This window comes from Stenotrophomonas pictorum JCM 9942 (genome assembly GCF_001431585.1).
GTDB lineage: Bacteria > Pseudomonadota > Gammaproteobacteria > Xanthomonadales > Xanthomonadaceae > Stenotrophomonas > Stenotrophomonas pictorum.
Genome location: NZ_LLXS01000017.1, coordinates 163793 through 185725, shown reverse-complemented (window position 1 = coordinate 185725; position 21933 = coordinate 163793). Strand labels below are relative to the sequence as shown.

Sequence of the window (21933 nt, the reverse complement as noted above, 5' to 3'; positions counted from 1 at the left end):
GCGCAGTCACGGTTAATGAGAGGCGCTCTCATTTTGCTAGAATGGGCCGGCTAACTCCGATCCAAGATAAAGAAACGGTATGTCTTCCGCTTTTGGCACCGAAACGGTGCTTGAAGTCCGTCACTGGACGGACGCCTATTTCAGCTTCTCCACCACCCGCGATGCCGGTTTCCGCTTCGAGAACGGCCAGTTCGTGATGATCGGCCTGGAAAACGAAGGCGGCCGCCCGCTGATGCGCGCCTATTCCATCGCCAGCGCCAACTGGGAGGAGCAGCTGCATTTCTTCAGCATCAAGGTCCAGGACGGCCCGCTGACCTCGCGCCTGCAGCACCTCAAGCCCGGCGACAAGGTACTGGTCGGCAAGAAGCCCACCGGCACCCTGCTGATCAGCGATCTGCACCCGGGCAAGCACCTGTACCTGCTGGGCACCGGCACCGGTCTGGCGCCATGGCTGAGCATCATCAAGGACCCGGAAACCTACGAGCGCTTCGACAAGGTGATCCTCACCCACGGCGTGCGCTTCGAGCAGGATCTGGCCTACCGCGAGTACTTCGAGAAAGGCATCTTCGAAGACGAGATCCTGGGCGATATCGTCCGTGACAAGCTGCTGTACTACCCGGCGGTGACCCGCGAACCGTTCCGCAACCATGGCCGCCTGACCGCGCTGATGGAAAGCGGCCAAATGCAGGAGACGCTGGGCCTGCCGCCGATGGACCCGGCCAACGACCGCTTCATGATCTGCGGCAGCCCGCAGATGCTGGCCGACCTGCGCAGCGTGCTCGATGTCCGTGGCTTCCAGGTGTCGCCGCGCATCGGTCAGCTGGGCCACTACGTGTTCGAGCGCGCGTTCGTCGAGAAATAGCGCGCCGTCATGGCGTAACGGATACGCCAGCAGCTTTTATGGTGAATAGGCCGGGTCATCACGATCCGGCCTTTTTTCAGGGATGGGTGGTCATGGGATCGAGCAGTTGCCATATCCGCTTCATCGGACAGCAGTGGGTGGCGCTGCTAATCGAGCAGGCCAGGCAGGAGCCTGTCTTGGGGAAGCATTCCGGAAAAGAGTCGTGGCGGCGATGCGTGAATCGCCGGATGCCGCCATCGCGGCACACCGCAAAGCGGTCCTGGCAGATGCCCGCTGCGGAAACGCGGGCAAGGCATTCACACGCTCCCCGGCCAAGCAACTTGTCGCTGCCGAGCGTCTGCCGACGCGGCCTGCTTGCGGGGCAAGGGGGTTTTCCAGCGCTCCGAAGGGGCGACACGGCTCGCGGTCGGGGGGCCTATCCCCTTTTCTGCGTTGCCCCGCGATCCCTGGCGCGTTGCCCGTCCTATGCTTTCCTGGTCCGGTGGGGAGCAAGCGCAAGACCGGCAAAGCCACGCAGAGGGGACTGGACGGGCTCAAGAGCAGCCGCCGCTGTGGCGGCACCCTCAGCCGGCCAATGCCGCCCGGATATCGGCTTCGATCGATTCCGGACGGACCGTGGGCGCATAGCGCGCCCGCACCTGTCCGTCCCGGCCGATCAGGAATTTGCTGAAGTTCCACTTGATCGCGGCAATCCCCAGCGCACCGCGTTTTTCCCGCTGCAGCCAGCGCCACAGCGGATGCGCCTGGGCACCATTGACCTTGACCTTGGCCGACAGGGGAAAGCTGACACCGTAATCGAGGCTGCAAAAGCGCTGGATCTGCGCCGCATCGCCCGGCTCCTGGTGGCCGAACTGGTCGCAGGGAAACCCGAGCACCACCAATCCGTGCTCGCGGTACTGGCGCCAGAGCTGCTCCAGCCCGGCGTATTGCGGGGTGAAGCCGCATTGCGAGGCCACATTCACCACCAGCAGAACCTTGCCGCGGAAGCGGGACAGATCCAACGGCTCACCGGCCAGCGTGGTGGTCTGGAAATCAAAAGCACTGGGCATGACAACTCCTGCGTCTGGAGGACAAGCCTACGCCCGACAGCGGCGAACTGCGCCGAATCTGGCCTTTTCCAGCCCCATGCCCTTTGACACCTCCCCCCGATCTCCCCCTCGGGTTACCCTCGGGGTTTCGTATTTTCCCGGAGCATCACCTTGACCACCCGCCTTGCCCTCGCCCTTGCCGCGACCCTGGGACTGGCCCTGCCGGCCTACAGCGTCAGCGCTGCCGCCGCGACCAGCCAGTCGGCCGAACAGGCCAATCCGTTCTTCGCCGAGAGCCCGCTGCCGCTGCACTACCCGCAGTTCGACAAGATCAAGGACAGCGATTTCGCCCCCGCCTTCGACGCCGGCATGGCCGCGCAGCTCAAGGAAGTGGATGCGATCGCCAACAACAAGGCCGCTCCGACCTTTGAAAACACCCTGATCGCGCTGGAGAACAGCGGCGCCATCCTCGACCGCGCCACTACCGTCTTCTTCTCGCTGATCGGCGCCGACACCAACGACACCCGCAAGAAGCTGCAGGCCGACTACTCGGCCAGGTTCGCCGCGCACAGCGATGCCATCAACCTCAATGGCAAGCTGTTCTCGCGTATCGAGACCCTCTACAACAACCGCGCCAAGCTGGGCCTGGATGCCGAAGGCGTGCGTCTGGTCGAGAAATACCATGACAACTTCGTCCGCGCCGGCGCCAAGCTGTCCGAGGCCGACAAGGCCAAGCTCAAGGCCATGAACGCCGAGCTGGCCAATCTGGGCACCAAGTTCAGCCAGAACGTGCTGGCCGAGGTCAACGCCTCGTTCATCGTGGTTGACGACGTCAAGCAGCTCGACGGCCTGTCGGCCGAGCAGATCGCCGCCGCCGCCGAAGCCGCCAAGGCCCGCAAGCTGGAGGGCAAGTACGTCATCGCCCTGCTCAACACCACCGGCCAGCCGTCGCTGACCAACCTGACCAACCGCGAACTGCGCCAGAAGATCTATGAAACCTCGATCTCGCGCGGCAGCCGCGGCGGCGAGTACGACAACACCGCGCTGGTCTCGCGCATCATGACCCTGCGCGCCGAGAAGGCCGCGCTGATGGGCTTCCCGAACTTTGCCGCGTACTCGCTGGGCAACCAGACCGCCAAGACCCCGGAAGCGGTCAACGCGATGCTGGGCCAGCTGGCCCCGGCCGCCGTGGCCAACGCCAAGCGCGAAGCCGCCGACCTGCAGGCGATGATCGACGCCGAGCAGAAGGCCGCCGGCAAGCCGACCTTCGAACTGCAGCCGTGGGACTGGGCGTTCTACAGCGAGAAGGTGCGCCAGGCCAAGTACAACTTCGACGAATCGCAGCTCAAGCCGTACTTCGAAATGACCAAGGTGCTGGAGGACGGCGTGTTCTTCGCCGCCGGCAAGGAGTTCGGACTGAGCTTCAAGCAGCGCACCGACCTGCCGGTCTACCACCCGGATGTGACCGTGTATGACGTGTTCAACGAAGACGGCAGCCAGCTGGCGATCTTCATCTTCGACCCGTATGCGCGCCAGTCCAAGCGGGGCGGCGCCTGGATGAACGCCTACGTCTCGCAGTCGGGCCTGAGTGGTGATCTGCCGGTGGTGGCCAACCACCTCAACATCCCCAAGCCGCCGGCGGGCAAGCCGACCCTGCTGACCTGGGACGAAGTGACCACCACTTTCCACGAGTTCGGCCATGCCCTGCATGGCATGTTCTCCAATGTGAAGTACCCGTACTTCGCCGGCACCGCGGTGCCGCGTGACTTTGTCGAGTTCCCCTCGCAGGTCAACGAGATGTGGTCCGACGAGCCGACCATCCTGGCCAACTACGCCAAGCACCATGAAACCGGCGCAGCCATGCCGCAGGCGTTGCTGGACAAGGTGATCGCCGCGGCCAAGTTCAACCAGGGCTTCGCCACCACCGAATACCTGGGCGCGGCGATGCTGGACCAGAGCTGGCACCAGATCGGCGTGGGTGACGTGCCGGCACCGAAGGATGTGCTCGCTTTCGAACGCGCCGCACTGGAGAAGGACGGCATCTACTACGCACCGGTCTCGCCGCGCTACCGCACCACCTACTTCAGCCACATCATGGGCGGCTATTCGGCCGGCTACTACGCCTACATCTGGTCCGAAGTGCTGGATGCCAACACCCAGAAGTGGTTCCGCGAGAATGGCGGCCTGACCCGCGCCAACGGTGACCGTTTCCGCCAGACCCTGCTGTCCAAGGGCGGCAGCGTCGATGCGATGGAACTGTTCCGCAACTTCGCCGGCCATGAGCCGCAGATCGAACCCCTGCTGGAAAAGCGTGGCCTGAGCTCGGGCACCGCGACCAACTAAGCGGCAGCGATTGTTGCAATGAAAACGCCCGGCCATGCCGGGCGTTTTCATTTGCTGACCACCTGCGGCAGTCAGCGTGGCGCGACATAGCCGCCGGGCACACCGCGCGGCGACAGCACCAGCTGCCACAACTGTGAGTGGCGGGTGCGGAAGGTCGCCATCGAGGCGGCCAGATAGAAGCGCCACATGCGCCGGAACCGCTCGTCATAACGGGGATCGAGCTGCACCCATGCCGCTTCCACGTTGTCGCGCCACGCCTGCAGGGTGCGGTCGTAATCGATACCGAAATTGTGCCAGTCCTCCAGCACGAACAGCCCCTCCATGGCCGTGCTGATCTGTGCGGCCGAGGGCAGCATCGAATTGGGGAAGATGTATTTGCCGATCCAGCGGTCGGTGCGCTCGCGACTGACGTTGGTACCGATGCTGTGCAGCAGGAACAGCCCCTGATCGCCGAGGCAGCGCCGGACCGTTTCGAAATAGCCTCGGTAGTTCTTGACGCCGACGTGCTCGAACATGCCCACCGACAGGATCGCGTCGAAGCGCTCGTCCAGCGCGCGATAGTCCTGCAGGCGGATCTCCACCGGCAGCCCGGCGCAAAGCTCGCGCGCGAAGGTGGCCTGCTCCTGCGAGATGGTGATGCCCACCCCCTCCACGCCATAACGCTCGGCCGCGTACTTGAGCGCCTCGCCCCAGCCACACCCGATATCCAGCACGCGCATCCCCGGGCGCAGCCCGAGCTTGCGGCAGATCAGGTCCAGCTTGGCTTCCTGCGCCTGGTCCAGACTGGCGACATTGCGCCAGTAGCCGCAGCTGTAGACCAGGCGCTTGCCGAGCATGGCCCGGTACAGGTCATTGCCCAGGTCATAGTGGCGCTTGCCCACTTCGTAACTGCCCTGCCCGACCTGCAGGTTGAACAGCTTGGCTTTGAGTGCGTCCCAGACCTCCCCGCTGCCGTGGACGCGCTCGTCCAGACGCGCGTCCAGCAGATGGGTCAGGAAGCCATCGAGCGAATGGGCTTCCCACCAGCCGTCCATGTAGCTCTCGCCCAGCCCCAGCGAGCCATCGGCCAGCACCCGCGCGTGGAAGCGCGGGTCAAGGATATCGATGTCCTGCGGCCGATCCCCGCCGGGAATAACGTCCGCCTCCTGCAGCAATGCCTCGACACGTCGTTGCAGCCCTGCATCCATCGCTGGCACTCCACGGTTTTACGGCTGTGCGAAAAGCCCCCGGTACTCGGCCGCCACGTGTGGCAGCAACACCGCCGCCGGCACATCCACGCTCTGGGTACCGTCCGAATACGGTCCTACCTGATACGGGGGAAACACGAAACGCAGGGCGCCGATCTTGCCGGCGCCATCGAGCACCGGCTGGAACTGGCTGAAATTGACCGCCTCAGCGCCGGTGCCGTCATCGATCATCTTGGAAAGGACACGGATCTGCCGCTGTTGCTCGTCCGGGTCCAGATCCTCGCCCGGCACGCGGGCCATGGCCTGCTCCAGCAGCTTTTCCCGACTGTACTCGCTGATCGCCTGCCACCCTTTGGCGCCGGTGATCAGCTGCTCGGCGGCAAGGGCCTGCTGCTTTTCCGGCAGCCACACGAAGCGCGCGACCAGCGGCTGGCCATGGGCGCCACCGGTATAGCTGCTGCCCTCGGCCGACACGGCCACCACCGCCGGTGTATCGACCAGCATGTCGAAGGCCAGCGACAGTTCGTACGGCGCCGTCGGCTTGTCGTTGCCCAGCGCGCCCACTGCCTTCAGCAGCTCGGCACGGGTATGCTCGGCATACTCCACCAGCGCTGCCGCCAGCCCCGGGTACTTGGCCGCGGCCGGCGGGTAGCTGATTCCGATGACATGGCTGGGGGTGTTCTCGATGACATCGCGCATCTCCACCGGGGCAGGCGCCTGCGGGGAAGCTGCATCGGCAACCTCGGCGACGGCCGTGTCGGGCGTGGCGGTGGCCGGCTCATCGTTCTTGCATCCGGCAAGTACCAGCAGCATCAACGCTGCGGCATACGTTCCCTGTCCAAACCTGTTCATCGTTTCTCTGTCCTCAAAAATGCCGCGACGTGGGGCCGGGCTCCGTGCTGTGCGAATTATCCGCGCAGGTCGGCATATTCTCCATGACGCCGCATGAAAGCCGCTGCATAGGTGCAGGCGGGGATCACCTTCCACCCCTGCGCACGGGCGTGATCCAACGCCGCCCGGGTCAGCGTCCCGGCGATACCGCGGCCACCGATCGCCTCCGGCACACCGGTATGGGTGATGACCATGCCGCCCTCCTCCAGCCGGTACTCCAGCACCGCCACGTGGCCGTCCACGAGCAGTTCGAAGCGGTGGTTGGCGGCATCCAGGACAACGTCCTGCGGGCGCGGGGAGAGATCGGACATGGGCGAGGCTCTTGAGGGCTGGCCCATTCTGCCCGGTAAAAACACCGGTGTGACGTGAAAGGCCGGGGCGGTGCGGGCGCACCGCGTCACTTTCTGCCCCAATCTTCGCAAAACGCGGGGCAACGGGGGCCATTTCGGCCCTCCAACAGTTGGCATGGCGTTTGCAGCTCTCCAGGAAACGACATACTCAACCGGAGATGCCCGCCATGTACGACCTCGACCGTTCCATCCCGGCCAACGACCACGACGCCACCCTGCTGGAAGGCCTGTTCCAACTGGCCGTCGCCGGCGAAACCGAAGGCTGGCAGTTCGACAGGATCGATACCGAAGTGTATTCGCGCCTGCTCACCACCTATAACGCCTGATCGCCCAAGGCGCTCCTGCCGCCGGAATCGCCCAGACCAGGACGACTCCACCGGCGAGAAGGCAAACAGAAAAGGCCGCCCCAGGGCGGCCTTTTCGTTTCCCTACGCCCCCGGCCATCCGGTGCGGCGACGTTTTGAGCTACTCAGCCGAAGCGCGGGTTCATCAGTTCCTGCAGGAACACCTGCAGCAGCCGCGGCTCCATGCACAGCATGAACAGCACCCCGAACGCGGCGCCGGCCAGATGCGCGCTGTGGTTGATGCGGTCACCGCCCTTCCTGTCCATCCAGAGGCTGTAGCCGACGTAGAACACGGCATAGAGGATCGCCGGCGCGGGGATGAAGAACACGAAGATCAGCGACCACGGCGAGACCAGGATGAAGGCGAACAGCACCGCCGACACCGCGCCGGACGCCCCCAGGCTCAGGTAATTCGGATTCTTCTGGTTCTTCAGGTAGCTGGGCAGGATGGAAACCACCAGCGCCAGCAGATAGAACACCAGATACACCCACCATTGCCCGGTGATCCGCAGCATCAGCCCTTCGATCATCCGGCCGAAGAAGAACAGCGTGACCATGTTGAAGATCAGATGGGCGAAATCGGCATGGATGAAGCCGTAGGTCACCAGCCGGTCGTACTGTTTGTGCCTGTCGATGGCCGGCGGCCACAGGATCAGCCGGTCGGCCAGCTTGCGGTTGGAAAACGCCATCCACGACACCAAGCCGGTGATGGCGATCAGAAGCAGGGTTATCGGTCCTTGCATGCTCATGCCGCCCGGTAGTTGTCGACCATCCTGTAACGCCGCGCGTACAGGCCGAAGGCCAGCGCCGCGATGAAGGCGAAACCGGCGAAGAAGAACATCAGGAACGCCGTCTCGCTCAACCCAGTGGTGGCGATGCGGTCGGTCACCGCCGCATTGCGCACCGCCGCGTTGGACAGCAACACCCACAGGTTGCCGATGGTGGTGGTCAGGTTCCAGAAGCTCATCACCACCCCCTTCATCGAGGCCGGCGCCTGGCTGTAGGCGAATTCCAGGCCGGTGGCCGAAACCAGTACCTCGCCGAAGGTCAGCAGCGCATACGGCAGGATCTGCCAGAAGATCGACATCGCGCTGCCGCCGTCCATCACCACTTGGATACCGCCGATCACGATCCACGCCAGGCCGCTGAAAGCGATACCGGCGGTCATCCGCCGCAGCGCGGTCGGCTCGATGCCGAAGCGGCGCAGCGCCGGATACAGCACCAGGTTGTTGAACGGGATCAGGATCATCACCAGCAGCGGGTTCAGCGCCTGCATCTGCGAGGCGGTGAACCAGCTGGGCATGCTCATCTGCTGGCCCTGCAGCACCCAGGTCGAGGCCTTCTGGTCGAACAGCGAGAAGAACGGCGTGGTCAGGGCGAAGATCACCAGCACCTTGAGCACCGAACGCACGCCCTCCACCGCCATTTCCGGATGCACGCCGCGGGCGCGCTCCAGCTGCAGCATGGTGCCGCCGCCGATACCGGCCAGCACCGCCACCAGCGCCAGACACAGGCAGATCACGATGCCCAGACTCGGCACCAGCGCGAACGACGCCGCCGCCAGCACCACGCCCAGCACCGCCACGACCAGCCCCGGGCGCCCATGGCCCGGCACCTTCGCCAGCAGCGCAGTGCGCACCACGTTTCCGAAGGAATGCGGATCCTTCGGCGGCAGCGGCACCAGCACGTACTTCTTGCGGCCCAGCCAGAACACGAAGGTCGCCACGAACATCAGGATGCCCGGGATACCGAACGCCCACTGCGGGCCGAGGTTCTTGAGCGCCAGCGGAATCAGCAGCGAGGCGAACAGCGAGCCGAAATTGATGATCCAGTAGAAGGCATCAAAGACGATCTTGGCCAGATGCTTGTTGCTCTGGTTGAACTGGTCGCCCATGAACGAGGCCACCAGCGGCTTGATGCCACCGGCGCCGAGCGCGATGAGGCCCAGCCCCACGAAGAAGCCCTGCCGGCTGTCCTCGAACAGCGCCAGACAGGCGTGGCCGGCACAGTAGATCAGGCTGAACCACAGGATGGTGTGGTACTTGCCGAAGAACTTGTCGGCCAGCCAGCCACCGAGCAGCGGGAAGAAATACACGCCGATCATGAAGCTGTGCATGATGTCCTTGGCCTCGCCTGCGCGCGCCTCGGAGGTGATCTCCTGCAACAGCAGCGAGGTGATCAGGAACTGCACCAGGATGTTGCGCATCCCGTAAAAGCTGAAGCGCTCGCACGCCTCGTTGCCAATGATGTAGCCGATCTGGCGGGGCATCCGTGCCGTGGAATCAGGCATTGCTGCCTCGGTACTGGTCGTCATCTAGGGGCGATCCTGCGATACATAAGGTTGCAAGCGTAACCCAACCGGTTACCCGCGCGTCCATAGCGGAGGTGGCGCAAAGCCATCTGCCGGATGGCAGGTACACCCTACGCGCCCGGCATGCTTTCATGCCCCTTCCATCGGCCCTGAAGCTCCATCATGCCCACTGTCTCCCGCCTGCTGCTGTCCTGCCTGTTGTTGTCCTCGCCGGCAATGGCGGCCCCTGCGACGCCGTTGAGCACGCTGGCCGAGCAGTCCGGCTTCCAGCGCACCGGCCGCTATGACGAAGTCCTGGCGCTGTGCACCGCCTTCGCAGAGCGCTATCCGCAGCAGGTACGCTGCGAGGACTTCGGCACCTCGCCCGAAGGACGGCCGATGAAGGTGCTGATCGCCTCGACCGCCGGCGCGCTGGATCCGCAAACCGCCAGCGCGCGCAAGCTGCCGGTGGTGCTGATCCAGGGCGGCATCCATGCCGGCGAAATCGATGGCAAGGACGCCGGCTTCCTCGCCCTGCGCCAGTTGCTCGACGGTGAGGCCGGCCACCACGCGCTGGACAGGGCGGTGCTGCTGTTCGTGCCGGTATTCAATGTCGATGGCCATGAGCGCTTCGGTGCCTGGAACCGGCCCAACCAGCGCGGCCCGGAGGAAATGGGCTGGCGCACCACCGCGCAGAACCTGAATCTCAACCGCGACTATGTCAAAGCCGACGCCCCGGAAATGCAGGCGATGCTGGCCCTGGTCAACCGCTGGGACCCGCTCATCTACGTGGACCTGCATGCCACCAATGGCGCCCAGTTCCAGCACGACATCTCCATCCAGGTCGAGCCGGTCCACGCCGGCGATCCGCCGTTGCGCTCTACCGGCCGTGCGTTGCGCGACGGGGTGATCGCCGATCTGGCCGCGCAGGGCGCGCTGCCGCTGCCGTACTACCCCTCGTTCGTGGTCAACGACGATCCGGCCTCGGGCTTCGAGGACGGCGTGCCGACGCCGCGCTTTTCCCATGGCTATTTCCAGCTGCGCAACCGCATCGGCGTGCTGGTGGAGACCCATTCGTGGAAGACCTACCCGGTCCGCGTCGGGCTGACCCGCAACACCATCGTCTCGGTGCTGGAACAGAGCGCCCGTCATGGCGCCGGCTGGCGTGCCGAGGCCCTGGCCGCCGACCGCCGCAGCAGCGCACTGGCCGGCACGGCGGTGCCATTGGCCTGGGCCACCGGCCCCGAGGCCCATCCCGTCGATTTCCTCGGCTATGCCTATACCCGCACGCCCTCGGAGGTGTCCGGCGCGCTGATGACGCGCTATGACGAGACCACCCCGCAGGTCTGGCGCGTGCCGATGCGCGACACGATCTCCCCGTCGGTCCAGGTGGTCGCACCACGCGGCGGCTATATCGTGCCGGCCGCCCATGCCGAGGCCGTAGGCGCGAAGCTGCGCCAGCACGGCATCGATTTCCGCACGGTCGCCTCCAGCAAGGAACATCCGCTGCAGACCTTCCGCGCCGGAAAATCGACCCCGGCCGCACAACCGGTGGAAGGTCACCAGCGGCTGCAGGTTAGCGGACAGTGGCAGGAGGAAAAACGCACCGTGCCGGCCGGCTCGCTGTTCGTGCCGATCGCCCAGCCCAGGGCCCGCCTGGCGATGACGCTGCTCGAACCGCAGGCGCCGGACTCGCTGCTGCAATGGGGCTGGTTCAACAACCAGTTCGAGCGCAAGGAATACATGGAGGACTATGTCGCCGAACAGGTCGCCCGGCAGATGCTCGACGCCGATCCGGAACTGCGCAGCGAGTTCGAGCGCCGTCTGCGCGACGAGCCGGCGTTCGCCGCCGATCCCGCCGCGCGACTGGACTTCTTCTACCGCCGCCACAGCGCCTGGGATGAGCGTTACCAGCTCTATCCGGTGATGCGCAGCGACGTCAGCGCGTTCTGAGGCCTGCACAGCCCGTCCACGCCGGTGCACGTTAGGATGAAATACGCTCGAATGAATCTGTGCAATGGTGCGCTGGGGCTATCTCGGATTGCTTGTTCTGTCTTTCGCTGGCGCGGCCGAACCGACCGCGCCAGCGCTAAAAGTGGCCACTCTGCGCCTGCCTTCCGAGGCGGTGCAGTGGACGGAACAGCGCGAGCGGATTGTCGCGCTGCTTCAGGAACTGCACCCGGATGTGATCGCCGTGCAGCAGGTGCGGCAGTCGCCTGACGCCCCCAATCCCGCCTGCTGGCTGGCCAGCCGCCTGCAATACAACTGCGACTTCATCACCGCCGATCCGCCAAGCCAGCCGCTGCGCCAGGGCAATGTGCTGCTCAGTCGCGACAGCGTGGTCGAAGATGGCATCACCCTGCTGCATGGGGCCAACCAGTTCAGCGCCGCCGGCATGCAACGCCTGCAGCGCGGATCGAACACGGTGAACGTCTATCTGGTACGGATCCGGCCCGAAAACGATGACGCCAGCGCGCGCGAGCACCAGGCAGCGGACCTGCGCACCTGGATCGCGGCTACCGGTGACGGGTATCCATCGCTGGTGGTCGGCGACTTCTCGGCCTCCACCGGTGAGCTGGTCGAGCAATTGCCCGGGTTCCAGCCCGCACGCAAGAATCCTGCCGCACGCCGCAGCGAGGCGATCCCCGGTGCGCCATCCGGCCACGGCATGGATGTGCTCTACCAGGTGCGACGGTTCGCGGATGTGGCGCAACAGATGGTGCGGCTGACTTCCGAGGAGGATGGCCCCACCAACCCGCGGCCGCTGGGGCTGATGGTCACCGTCCGGCTGATCGAGACTGACGAAGCGGCTACACAGGACCCTCCCTGAAATGGAAACGGCCGGGCATCACTGCCCGGCCGTTTTGCTCCGCGCGCGCCGTCGATCACGACGGCGCCGATCGCCCTCAGGCCATCGCAGCGGCGTAACGACGCTCCACTTCCTGCCAGTTGATCAGGCTGTAGAAGGTTTCAATGAACTCGGCGCGGCGGTTCTGGAACTTCAGGTAGTAGGCGTGTTCCCACACGTCGATGGTCAGCACCGGGGTACGGCCTTCCATCAGTGGGCTTTCCTGGTTGCCGGTCTTCTCGATGACCAGTTTTTTGTCCGCGGTGACGCTCAGCCACGCCCAGCCCGAGCCGAACTGGGTCAGCGCGGCCTTGGTGAAATCTTCCTTGAACTTGGCAAAGCCGCCCAGCTGCTCGTCGATCGCCTTGGCCAGCTCGCCGCCCGGGGTGCCGCCGGCGTTCGGGGCGATCACGTCCCAGAACAGCGCGTGGTTGCCGTGGCCGCCGCCCTGGTTGCGCACGCCCTGCTGCAGGTTTTCCGGAAGGGTCTTGACCTTGCGCAGCAGTTCGTCGATCGGCAGGTCCGCGTACTCGGTGCCTTCCAGCAGCGCGTTGAGGTTGTTGACGTAGGTCTGGTGGTGCTTGGAGTGGTGAATCTCGACGGTGGCCGCATCCATGTACGGTTCCAGCGCGTCGTAGGCGTAAGGCAGCTTGGGCAGGGTAAAGGCCATCAGGAATCTCCTTGGGTATGTGCCTGGGGTCTGTGCCCGGCGATGCCGGGCGATGCAGATGCAAGGTCAATGGTAGGCAGGTAGCGGCAACTTACCAAGACCGGTGTAAAGGAAGCTTTGTCCTGTTGCAGCATTCCGATCGATGGGGAACACCTGCACTGCCGTTGTTATTCCCGGGTGAAAGCATGCCGCCGCAGCTTCCGTTCAAAAAAAGCCCGCGCCACACGTGATAATCGAAGCCCTTCGCAGCAACCTGATCCGCCCCGCCGATGCGTAAGCCCGTTCTTCTGTTCGTCGCCCTGTCCCTGCTGGTCGCCGGTCTGTGGGGCATGCACGAAGTGCAGCGTCCGGCGCCGCCGCAGTTCGCCCCTTCGCTGAGCAATCCCGCCACAGCTACCGGCGGAGACCGTGGGGAACCGCAAGCACCGCGCGCGCGCGACGCTCTGCCCGCCTTCCTGCCATCCGAGGCGCACGCCACCATCGCGCTGATCCAGCGTGGCGGTCCGTATCCACACCGGCAGGACGGCAGCGTGTTCGGCAACCGGGAACAACGCCTGCCGCAGCGGCCGCGCGGCTATTACCGCGAATACACCGTGGACACGCCCGGCCTGCAGCACCGCGGCGCCAGGCGGATCGTCACCGGCGGCGACCCGCCCGAGGCCTGGTATTACACCGATGACCACTACGACAGTTTCCGCAGTTTTGAAGTCCCCGCCCCCCGGAGTGCGCCATGAGTGACAGCGGTTTCGACATGGGGCTGGACGATGCCAGCCAGGCCGGCGTGTTTGGCGTGGGCGACGGCGATCTGGGCGGATTGGCTGCCGCCGCGCGCGATGCCGGGCTGCGCGTATGCCGGATCGATCTGCAAGCCTGTACCGACAAGCGCACGCTGCTGATGCGCATCGGCACGCAACTGGACTTCCCGACCGGCTGGAGCCGCAACTGGGATGCGCTGTCCGATGCGTTGCGCGACCTGTCCTGGCTGCCGGGCAACGGCTACGCGCTGCTCTTCAACGATGCCGAGGACCTGCGTCAAGCCGGCAGCGGGGATTTCGACACGCTGCTGGACGTGCTCTCCGAAGCCTCGGCCAGCTGGGCCGAGGACAACATTCCGTTCTGGGCGTTTCTGGAACTGGCCGATGGCGGCGCAGCGTCCACGGAACCCGCCGCCGACTGAGCCGGCTCAGCGGGGCTGCTGCAGCCAGCTCGCCAGTCCAGCCAGCTGCTGCGCCTGCACCGTATCCACGACAGGCGCGAGTTTCGCCAGGTCATCCGGGGTATAGCCGCCGGCACGGTAACGCCAGCTCACCCGGGTCGCCGCGCCCTCGGCCTGCAGCGTCCATTCGGCCACACCATGCAGGCCCATGGCCTGCATCGGCCCCAGACCGCCACTCATGCGCAGGGTCTTGTCCGGGTCGACGAACACCACCTGCAGATGCTGCGCCTGCCGGCCGCCGGCGATTTCGCAGAAGCAGCCGCCGGCGCGCGGGTCGATCGTCAGGGTGGAGGCCGCACCCCACCAGCTGTGGTCCTTGGGCCACCAGTGGTCGATCTGCGCGGTCATCGCCTCCCATACCTGCGCCGGCGATGCCTGGATCAGCACCTGGTTCTCGACCGTGAAACCCGTCGACGTGCTGTCTTTGACCGCCGCCTGCGCCGAGCCGATCAGGCCCGTCACCATCAGTGCAATACCGGTTGCCGCATAGCGCATGGCCGCGCCCGCCTGTAAGGGAAGGCGCCAGCATGCGCGGCCGGGGCGAACCCCGGCAAGCTGCTCAGCTGTCCAGTTCCTGCCAGCGCGCGTAGGCCGCGTCCAGCTCGGCCTGCACCTTGGACAGCTGCTGCGTATGTGCGGTCACCTCGGCACTGGAACGGGTATAGAACGTCGGATCGTTCATTGCACCGGTCAGGCCTTCCACGTCCATTTCCAGCTGCTCGATCCTGGCCGGCAGCTGCTCCAGCTCGCGCGCATCCTTGAAGCTGAGCTTGCGTTTGGCCGGGGCCGGCGTTTCGGCGGCGACGGGCGCAGCGGCGACGGCCGGTGCCGCGGTCGCCGAGGCCTTGGCCACCGCCATCGCACTGGGCGGCGGTGCCGGACGCTGGCGCACCCAGTCGCTGTAACCGCCAACGTATTCGCCGATCACGCCATCGCCTTCCATCACCATCGTGGAAGTCACCACGTTGTCGATGAAATCACGGTCGTGGCTGACCAGCAGCAGCGTGCCGGTGTAGTCGCCCAGCAGCTCTTCCAGCAGCTCCAGGGTTTCCACGTCCAGATCGTTGGTCGGTTCGTCCATCACCAGCAGGTTGGACGGCTGCGCGAACAACTTGGCCAGCAGCAGCCGGTTGCGCTCGCCCCCGGACAGGCGGGTGATCGGCGCACGCGCGCGTTCCGGGGTGAACAGGAAATCCTGCAGATAGGCATGCACGTGCTTGCGCTTGCCGTTGAACTCGACGAAATCGGTGCCTTCGGCCACGTTCTCGATCGCGCTCCAGTCCTCGCGCAAGGTGGCGCGATACTGGTCGAAATAGGCGATCTGCAGATTGGTACCCGGGCGGATCTCACCCTGCTGCGGCTGCAGTTCACCCAGCAGCAGCTTCAGCAGCGTGGTCTTGCCGCTGCCGTTGGGGCCGATCAGGCCGATCCGGTCGCCACGCAGGATCACCGTGGAGAAATCGCGCACCATGGTGCGGCTGCCAAAGGCGAAGGACACATCCTTGGCCTCCATCACCTTCTTGCCGGAGTTCTCGGCCTGTGCGGCCTCCATGCGGACGTTGCCGCCCAGCTCGCGCCGCACGCTGCGCTCGTTGCGCATCGCCTTCAGCCGCCGCACGCGGCCTTCATCACGGGTACGACGGGCCTTGATGCCCTGGCGGATCCACACTTCCTCCTGTGCCAGCAGCTTGTCGAAGCGGGCGTTCTCGGCCGCCTGCGCGTTGAGCCGCTCCTCGCGACGACGCTCGTAGTTGGCCCAGTCGCCGGGCCAGCTGGTGACCTGGCCGCGGTCGATCTCGACGATGCGGGTGGCCAGCGCGCGCAGGAAGCGGCGGTCATGGGTGACGAACAGCACGCTGCCGCTCCAGCCCTTGAGGAACATTTCCAGCCAGTCGATGGCTTCAATGTCCAGGTGGTTGGTCGGCTCGTCCAGCAACAGCAAGTCCGGGGAAGACACCAGCGCACGCGCCAGCAACACCCGGCGCTTCATGCCTCCGGACAGCCGCGCGAATTCGGCGTCGCCGTCCAGATCCAGCTTGGTCAGGGTTTCGGCCACGCGCTGGTCCAGCCCCCAGCCGTCGGCGGCATCGATCTTGGCCTGCACATCACCCATGGCGTCGCCGTCGAACACCTCGGCATGGCTCAGGCGGTGGAACTCGGCCAGCCAGTGTCCCAGCTCACCCAGGCCATCGGCGACCACGTCGAACACACTGCCGGCCGCGCCATGCGGCACTTCCTGCTCCAGTCGCGTGATGCGTACGCCCTGTTGCACGCGCACCTCGCCGTCGTCGGGCTTGATCTCGCCGGCAATCAATTTCATCAATGTGGATTTGCCGGCGCCGTTGCGGCCGATCAGGGCGATACGCTCACCCGGCTCGATCGACAATTCGACTTTTTCCAGCAACAACGGGCCGCCGACGCTGTAGTCGACGTTCTGCAAAGTAATCAAAGGCATGCGCGTATTGTAAGGCCAGTGCCGGGGTTGCAGGCGGTCAGCTGTCGCTGAACACGTCATCCGGCAGGGCCAGCAACCTGCGCAGGCTGTCCGGCACACGCTTGCCGGGGTGGCGTACCGCCCACAGCTGGCGGGTCAGCGGCGGCAATGGCGTAGCCAGCACCTGCAGCTTGCCCAGCGCGACCAGGTCGGCCACGGTGTGCCGCGACAGGCAGGCAAGCCCCAGTCCTGCGACCGCGCCCTGCTTGATGGCCTCGGTCCCGCCCAGCTGCAGCACGTCGGCAAACCCATGCAGATAGGGCAGCAAGGCCTGCTCGGCGGCCTCCCGGGTGCCCGAGCCGGGCTCGCGCATCAGCCAGGTGGCCTGGCGCAGCGCGACCTCCCCGGCCCCCTGCGCCCATTCCGCGGCCTGTGGGTGCCGCGGGCCGTAGACAATCACCAGCTCATCCTCACGCCAGCGCACCAGCTCCAGCCCCGGCTCATGGCAGGGCCCCTCGATCAGGCCGATGTCCACCTGTAGCTGCTGCACAGCCGCGGCCACCTCGCGGGTGTTGCCGATGCTCAGATCGACATGGGCCTGCTCATTGGCATCCTGCAGATCGGCGATCAGCCCCGGCATGAGGTAGTTGCCGATCGTGGTGCTGGCCCCCAGCCGCCAGCGTACCGGCGCTCCGGCTTCACGCCCGGCGCGGAAGCGCCGTTCGATATCGGCCACCCCGGCCAGCACGGCATGCGCCTGCGGCAGCAGCGCCCGGCCATGGCCGTTGAGCACCAGCCGGCGGCCGATCCGGTCGAACAATGCCAGCCCCAGCAGGCTCTCCAGCTCACTCAAGGCGGCGCTCACGGCGGATTGCGACAGACCGATGCTCTCACCGGCGGCCGTGGTGGTGCCGTTCTCGGCGATGGCGGTGAAGATCTGCAGCTGGCGCAGTGAGAGGTGCATGAATTACCCGAAAACCAGGTCGATATTACAAATATAATCCGTTTTACGGATTGGTTTCATCGGATCAAGATTAGCCATCTCCTGATAACCGACCGTTATGAACACTCCCGCCTCTTCACGTATCCCCGGCCTGGTACTGACAGCGGCCGTGGCCGCGCTGTCGATCTGGCTGGGCACATTGCCGTGGATACAGAGCCACGGCATCAGCGCCCTGACCCTGGCCATCGTGATCGGCATCGTGCTGGGCAACTCGATCTACGGGCGCATCGCGCCGCGCGCCGCCACCGGCGTGGGCTTTTCCAAGTCCACCCTGCTGCGCGCCGGCATCATCCTCTACGGCCTGCGCCTGACCCTGCAGGACATCGGCCAGGTCGGTACCGCCGGCGTACTGATCGATGCGCTGGTGCTGTGCTCGACCTTCGCCCTGGCCTGGTGGCTGGGTACCCGAGTGCTGGGCATGGACCGCAACCAGGCGCTGCTGATCGGCGCCGGCAGCTCGATCTGCGGTGCGGCGGCGGTGATGGCGGCCGAGCCGGTGGTCAAAGGCCGTGCCGAGCAGGTCGCCGTGGCGGTGGCCACGGTGGTGGTGTTCGGCACCGTGGCGATGTTCCTGTACCCGGCGATCTACCAGTGGGGCCTGGGCGCGGGCTGGATGCCGCTGGATGAAACCGGTTTCGGCATCTTCACCGGCTCCACCGTGCATGAAGTGGCGCAGGTGGTGGCGGCCGGCCGCGCGATCAGCCCCGAGGCTGGCGATGCCGCGGTTATCGCCAAGATGGTGCGGGTGATGATGCTGGCGCCGTTCCTGGTCGGCCTGTCGGCGCTGCTGGCCCGTGGCAAGGGCGCCGCCAAGGGGCAGCGTTCGAAGATCGCCATCCCCTGGTTCGCCTTCGGCTTCGTCGGCATGGTCGCGTTCAACTCGCTGCAGCTGCTGCCCGCACCGCTGGTCGGCCTGCTGGTCGAACTGGACACCGCGCTGCTGGCGATGGCGATGGCCGCGCTGGGCCTGACCACCCACGTTTCGGCCCTGCGCCAGGCCGGCGCCAAGCCGATGCTGCTGGCCGCGCTGCTGTTTGTCTGGCTGCTGGCCGGCGGCATGGCGATCAACCTGGGTATCGGTGCCCTGCTCTGAATGCACGGCGGCAGGCACGGTCATGCGGCATCTGCGAAAATGCGGCATGACCGACTTCTCCTCCCTGCCGCTGTCCCCGGCACTCGCACCCGGCATCGACGCGCTGGGCTACACCACGATGACCCCGGTACAGGCGCAGAGCCTGCCGCCGATCCTGGAAGGCCGCGATGTGATCGCCCAGGCCCCGACCGGCAGCGGCAAGACCGCCGCCTTTGGTCTGGGCCTGCTGCACCGGCTCGATCCGGCCACCCTGCGGGTACAGGCGCTGGTGCTGTGCCCGACCCGCGAACTGGCCGACCAGGTCGGCAAGCAGCTGCGCAAGCTGGCCACCGGCATTCCCAACCTCAAGCTGCTGGTGCTGACCGGCGGGATGCCGCTGGCACCGCAGCTGGCCTCGCTGGAAGTCCATCACCCGCATGTGGTGGTGGGTACGCCCGGACGCATCCAGGAGCTGGCCCGCAAGCGCGCGCTGAACCTGGGCCAGGTGCGCTGCTTCGTGCTGGATGAGGCCGATCGCATGCTGGACATGGGCTTCGAGGAGCCGATCCGCGAGATCGCCGGGCGCACCCACAAGGAACGCCAGAGCCTGCTGTTCTCGGCCACGTTCCCCGAATCGATCCGCGAGCTGGCCCGGGCGCTGCTCAACGAGCCGGTCGAGGTCACCATCGACGGCCAGACCGAGGCGCCGTCCATCCACCAGCTGTTCTTCGAAACCGAGCTGTCCAGCAAGCAGAAGGCGCTGGCCGGCCTGCTGCTCAAGTACACGCCCGAATCGGCGGTGGTGTTCTGCAACACCCGCAAGGACGTGGACGAGGTAGCCAACTCGCTGCGCCAGTTCGGCTTCTCCGCGCTCGCGCTGCATGGCGACATGGAACAGCGTGACCGCGACGAAGTGCTGCTGCAGTTCTCCAACCGCAGCTGCAACGTACTCGTCGCCAGCGATGTGGCCGCCCGCGGACTGGACGTGGAAGACCTGGCAGCCGTGGTCAACTACGAGCTGCCGACCGATATCGACACCTACCAGCACCGCGTCGGCCGTACCGGTCGCGCCGGTCGCAGCGGGCTTGCGCTAAGCCTGGTCACCGGCCGCGAGCGCAGCCGCGCCGACGCGCTGGAAACGGCGCAGGGCAATGCGCTGAACTGGCAGAAGACACCCCTGGCCACCGCCCGCCCGGCACAGCTGCCGCAGGCGGCGATGACCACGCTGCGCATCGACGGCGGCAAGACCGACAAGCTGCGCGCCGGTGACATCCTGGGTGCGCTGACCGGGGAGGCCGGGCTGTCAGCCAGGGCGATCGGAAAGATCGACATTTTCGCCACACGATCCTACGTCGCCATCACCCGCGAGCAGGCCAACAACGCCGTAGCGCGGCTGGAAGCCGGCAAGATCAAAGGCAAGCGTTTCCGCGTACGCAAGATGTAAACAGGCACCGGGGCGTCCGGGCGCGCACGTCTGTTCCCGGCCCGACACCCGCTCTTCCAGCATTGCCGGGTGATACACATGCCACGGAATTTCCGTGGCATGTGGTGTGTACGGTTTGCAGCAGATTCGCCCACCCTTGGCGCCGCCGCACCCGGCAGGGGTATTGGCCGTCAAGGCATCGGCCCGATGTTGCCGGCATTTGTATCGAGCGCACTGACCGCTGGCGACGTCCAGCACAGGTGCCGAACCTGCTTCAGGCATCGGACACGCGAGTCGTCGTCCGAAACGCCGCCGCAACGACCGCCACGCTGGCCGCCAGAAACAGCACCTGCGCCGCCCCCTCGCCCATGCCGCGGTGGATCAGCAGCAGGTACATACCGATGCAACTGGCCTGCGCAAATAACGGCCAGGCGACGCGGCGCAGCACACGCCCTGCCAGTATCGCGCTGAGCAGCCAGCCACAGGCAAACGCCAGCGGGTCCAACGGCGGAGCGAATTCATACCTGTTGCAGACGGCGAACCACGCACTCCAGCCAAGCAGCGCCAGCAGCAACGCCAGTCCACCCGACACCCGCGCGGCGCGCATCAGGCAAACACCGCCACACTCTGCCGGCCACGCATCACCACCCGCCCCTGTTCATCCAAGACCTGCATGTCCTGCGACGAGTAACCCTCGCGCGCGTGCTGGCTGAAGGAGCGCAGCAGGAACCATTCGCCCTGTGGCGCCGGATCCAGGAGTTCGGCATTCCAGGTGATCGAGCTGATCGGCGCGGCGACGGTGAAGCCGGTGAACGCGGCCGGCGGCATCGCATCGCCCATCGCAATCAGCGCCAAGGCAGGGTCGACCCCGGTGGCATCGCGATGGCGGACCCAGGTCAGCAACTCCGGAATTTCCGCGCCCGATACCGGCATGGCGCCTCCGGCAGGACGCATCTGGAAGTTCCGGGTAAACGCTGGCGCGAACGGCATCGCCGCCATATCCAAATCGCGGTACGCACCAGGCCCCCGGGCCGGCAGCTCGCCACCGAAATCATGCGCAATCGCGCTTTCGCGGGCGCGGCCGAACACCAGCGACAAGCGTGCCGCCAGGGCCTCGTCCTCGTCCGCGTACACATCCACCCCGACATTCACCACCGACCTGCCCTCACGCAGCACCGTCGGCATGAAGCGCAGCAGGCCAGCGGCCGGACCGATGAAGGTCACCTGCATCGAGCGCAACGGCGGCAACGCGCCGGCGTGGCGTTGCATCGCCGCCGCGACACCCAACGCGCTGACAATGCCGCCGTAGGCGGTACGTCCCTGGCGCCAACTGTCGGGGAGCAGCAGCCCTTCTTCTACGTCAAAGCAAGACAGCAGCTCACGCAAGGTCGGCATCGGGAACTCCGCAGACAGGGACAAGGTGTTCAGTAGACCAGCGTAGCGGTCAGCGGCAAACCGTCAGGCCAGCGCTGACGGCCGCCCAGGCCGTCCAGCTCCACCAGTACCGCGCCACCGACAACCTGGGCCTCGAGCAGGGCCGCCAGCTGCAAGGCGGCAAACAAGGTGCCCCCGGTAGCCAGCACGTCGTCCACCAGCAGCACCCGCGCGCCCGGCGGCGTGGCGCCGACGCTGACCTCGATGCGATCGGTGCCGTATTCCAGCGCGTATTCCTGCTTCAACGTCGCACCCGGCAGCTTGCCGGGCTTGCGCACCGGCACAAAGCCCACCCCAAGCTCCAGGGCCAGCGCGGTGCCGAGAATGAAACCGCGCGCCTCCACACCCAGCACCGCATGCAGACCGGCGTCACGCCACGGCGCGGCCATGGCCTGGACGGCCGCACGCAAGCAGGCACCATCACCCAGCAACGGGAGGATGTCCTTGAACAGGATGCCCGGCTTGGGGAAATCGGCGACGTCGCGGATCGCGCGACTCCATTCGGGATAGGCAGAGGTCATAACAATCCAGGGAAAAG

22 protein-coding genes are annotated in these 21933 nt (G+C 66.0%); 9 read left to right on the top strand and 13 right to left on the bottom strand.

The features are described 5' to 3' along the window. The first annotated feature begins 79 nt into the window (after window positions 1-79). Window positions 80-862: a ferredoxin--NADP reductase gene (locus ARC78_RS07360; RefSeq protein ID WP_057506008.1), complete on the top strand. Its 783-nt coding sequence runs from the start codon at window positions 80-82 to the stop codon at window positions 860-862. A 563-nt stretch (window positions 863-1425) separates the two neighbouring features. Here the strand turns inward: ARC78_RS07360 and ARC78_RS07355 are convergent. Beyond that, complete coding sequence (locus tag ARC78_RS07355; RefSeq protein ID WP_054657922.1) at window positions 1426-1911, bottom strand: glutathione peroxidase; 486 nt, start codon at window positions 1909-1911, stop codon at window positions 1426-1428. 150 nt (window positions 1912-2061) lie between these two features. On the opposite strand from ARC78_RS07355, the gene ARC78_RS07350 reads away from it, so the two are divergent. Continuing rightward, entirely contained in the window at window positions 2062-4233 is a 2172-nt protein-coding gene (locus tag ARC78_RS07350; protein ID WP_057506007.1) for a M3 family metallopeptidase, read from the top strand. Window positions 4234-4304: 71 nt separating this feature from the next. On the opposite strand, the gene cfa is transcribed toward ARC78_RS07350, so the two are convergent. From cfa to ARC78_RS07335, 3 genes are read right to left on the bottom strand one after another with little or no spacing between them, the layout of a single operon-like run. Continuing rightward, the gene (gene cfa / locus ARC78_RS07345; RefSeq protein WP_054657920.1) at window positions 4305-5420 is read right to left on the bottom strand and encodes a cyclopropane fatty acyl phospholipid synthase; all 1116 of its coding nucleotides are present in this window, start codon (window positions 5418-5420) and stop codon (window positions 4305-4307) included. Window positions 5421-5438: 18 nt separating this feature from the next. Then, on the bottom strand, window positions 5439-6272 hold the full coding sequence (locus ARC78_RS07340) for a DUF3298 and DUF4163 domain-containing protein (RefSeq protein ID WP_054657918.1): 834 nt from the start codon (window positions 6270-6272) through the stop codon (window positions 5439-5441). A 56-nt stretch (window positions 6273-6328) separates the two neighbouring features. Beyond that, complete coding sequence (locus ARC78_RS07335) at window positions 6329-6622, bottom strand: GNAT family N-acetyltransferase (RefSeq protein ID WP_054657916.1); 294 nt, start codon at window positions 6620-6622, stop codon at window positions 6329-6331. A 206-nt stretch (window positions 6623-6828) separates the two neighbouring features. Between ARC78_RS07335 and ARC78_RS16850 the strand changes: the two genes are divergently transcribed. Next, complete coding sequence (locus ARC78_RS16850) at window positions 6829-6987, top strand: hypothetical protein (protein ID WP_172675043.1); 159 nt, start codon at window positions 6829-6831, stop codon at window positions 6985-6987. 143 nt (window positions 6988-7130) lie between these two features. Here the strand turns inward: ARC78_RS16850 and ARC78_RS07330 are convergent, their stop codons facing one another. Beyond that, entirely contained in the window at window positions 7131-7748 is a 618-nt protein-coding gene (locus ARC78_RS07330; RefSeq protein ID WP_089153133.1) for a rhomboid family intramembrane serine protease, read from the bottom strand. A gap of 2 nt (window positions 7749-7750) precedes the next feature. After that, complete coding sequence (locus ARC78_RS07325) at window positions 7751-9319, bottom strand: POT-type proton-dependent oligopeptide transporter (RefSeq protein WP_054657912.1); 1569 nt, start codon at window positions 9317-9319, stop codon at window positions 7751-7753. A gap of 159 nt (window positions 9320-9478) precedes the next feature. Here ARC78_RS07325 and ARC78_RS07320 point away from each other — a divergent pair, with 159 nt between their 5' ends. Together ARC78_RS07320 and ARC78_RS07315 are read left to right on the top strand one after the other, a co-directional pair. After that, complete coding sequence (locus tag ARC78_RS07320) at window positions 9479-11248, top strand: M14 family metallopeptidase (RefSeq protein WP_057506006.1); 1770 nt, start codon at window positions 9479-9481, stop codon at window positions 11246-11248. A 142-nt stretch (window positions 11249-11390) separates the two neighbouring features. Further along, complete coding sequence (locus tag ARC78_RS07315; RefSeq protein ID WP_241772695.1) at window positions 11391-12125, top strand: endonuclease/exonuclease/phosphatase family protein; 735 nt, start codon at window positions 11391-11393, stop codon at window positions 12123-12125. A gap of 76 nt (window positions 12126-12201) precedes the next feature. Here the strand turns inward: ARC78_RS07315 and ARC78_RS07310 are convergent, their stop codons facing one another. Continuing rightward, window positions 12202-12813 (bottom strand): superoxide dismutase, encoded by a 612-nt coding sequence (locus tag ARC78_RS07310; protein WP_054659749.1) that lies wholly within the window; start codon window positions 12811-12813, stop codon window positions 12202-12204. A gap of 269 nt (window positions 12814-13082) precedes the next feature. Between ARC78_RS07310 and ARC78_RS07305 the strand changes: the two genes are divergently transcribed. Next, window positions 13083-13547 (top strand): guanyl-specific ribonuclease, encoded by a 465-nt coding sequence (locus ARC78_RS07305; RefSeq protein WP_054659751.1) that lies wholly within the window; start codon window positions 13083-13085, stop codon window positions 13545-13547. Beyond that, entirely contained in the window at window positions 13544-13990 is a 447-nt protein-coding gene (locus ARC78_RS07300) for a barstar family protein (RefSeq protein ID WP_054659753.1), read from the top strand. Before ARC78_RS07305 ends, ARC78_RS07300 begins: the two co-directional genes overlap by 4 nt. Before the next feature lie 6 nt (window positions 13991-13996). Here the strand turns inward: ARC78_RS07300 and ARC78_RS07295 are convergent, their stop codons facing one another. The 3 genes from ARC78_RS07295 to ARC78_RS07285 all read right to left on the bottom strand — a co-directional run bounded on the left by ARC78_RS07295 (window position 13997) and on the right by ARC78_RS07285 (window position 17427). Further along, window positions 13997-14524 carry an SRPBCC family protein gene (locus ARC78_RS07295; RefSeq protein ID WP_054659755.1) on the bottom strand — a complete coding sequence of 176 codons (528 nt, stop codon included), beginning with the start codon at window positions 14522-14524 and terminating at the stop codon, window positions 13997-13999. A gap of 64 nt (window positions 14525-14588) precedes the next feature. Then, window positions 14589-16484, bottom strand: coding sequence for an ATP-binding cassette domain-containing protein (locus tag ARC78_RS07290; protein WP_057506005.1), 1896 nt, complete (start codon window positions 16482-16484; stop codon window positions 14589-14591). Window positions 16485-16521: 37 nt separating this feature from the next. Continuing rightward, window positions 16522-17427 (bottom strand): LysR family transcriptional regulator, encoded by a 906-nt coding sequence (locus ARC78_RS07285; protein WP_057506004.1) that lies wholly within the window; start codon window positions 17425-17427, stop codon window positions 16522-16524. Between the two features lie 97 nt (window positions 17428-17524). Between ARC78_RS07285 and ARC78_RS07280 the strand changes: the two genes are divergently transcribed. Next, window positions 17525-18559 (top strand): YeiH family protein, encoded by a 1035-nt coding sequence (locus tag ARC78_RS07280; protein WP_054660294.1) that lies wholly within the window; start codon window positions 17525-17527, stop codon window positions 18557-18559. A 46-nt stretch (window positions 18560-18605) separates the two neighbouring features. Further along, window positions 18606-19982, top strand: coding sequence for an ATP-dependent RNA helicase DbpA (gene dbpA / locus ARC78_RS07275; RefSeq protein ID WP_057506003.1), 1377 nt, complete (start codon window positions 18606-18608; stop codon window positions 19980-19982). Window positions 19983-20235: 253 nt separating this feature from the next. Here dbpA and ARC78_RS07270 read toward each other — a convergent pair whose 3' ends face one another. The 3 genes from ARC78_RS07270 to ARC78_RS07260 are packed head-to-tail and all read right to left on the bottom strand — an operon-like array spanning window position 20236 to window position 21916. After that, complete coding sequence (locus ARC78_RS07270; protein WP_054660457.1) at window positions 20236-20568, bottom strand: hypothetical protein; 333 nt, start codon at window positions 20566-20568, stop codon at window positions 20236-20238. Continuing rightward, window positions 20568-21356 carry a thioesterase family protein gene (locus ARC78_RS07265; protein ID WP_054660455.1) on the bottom strand — a complete coding sequence of 263 codons (789 nt, stop codon included), beginning with the start codon at window positions 21354-21356 and terminating at the stop codon, window positions 20568-20570. Before ARC78_RS07265 ends, ARC78_RS07270 begins: the two co-directional genes overlap by 1 nt. Window positions 21357-21385: 29 nt before the next feature. Continuing rightward, window positions 21386-21916, bottom strand: coding sequence for an adenine phosphoribosyltransferase (locus ARC78_RS07260; protein ID WP_054660453.1), 531 nt, complete (start codon window positions 21914-21916; stop codon window positions 21386-21388). Window positions 21917-21933 lie beyond the last annotated feature (17 nt).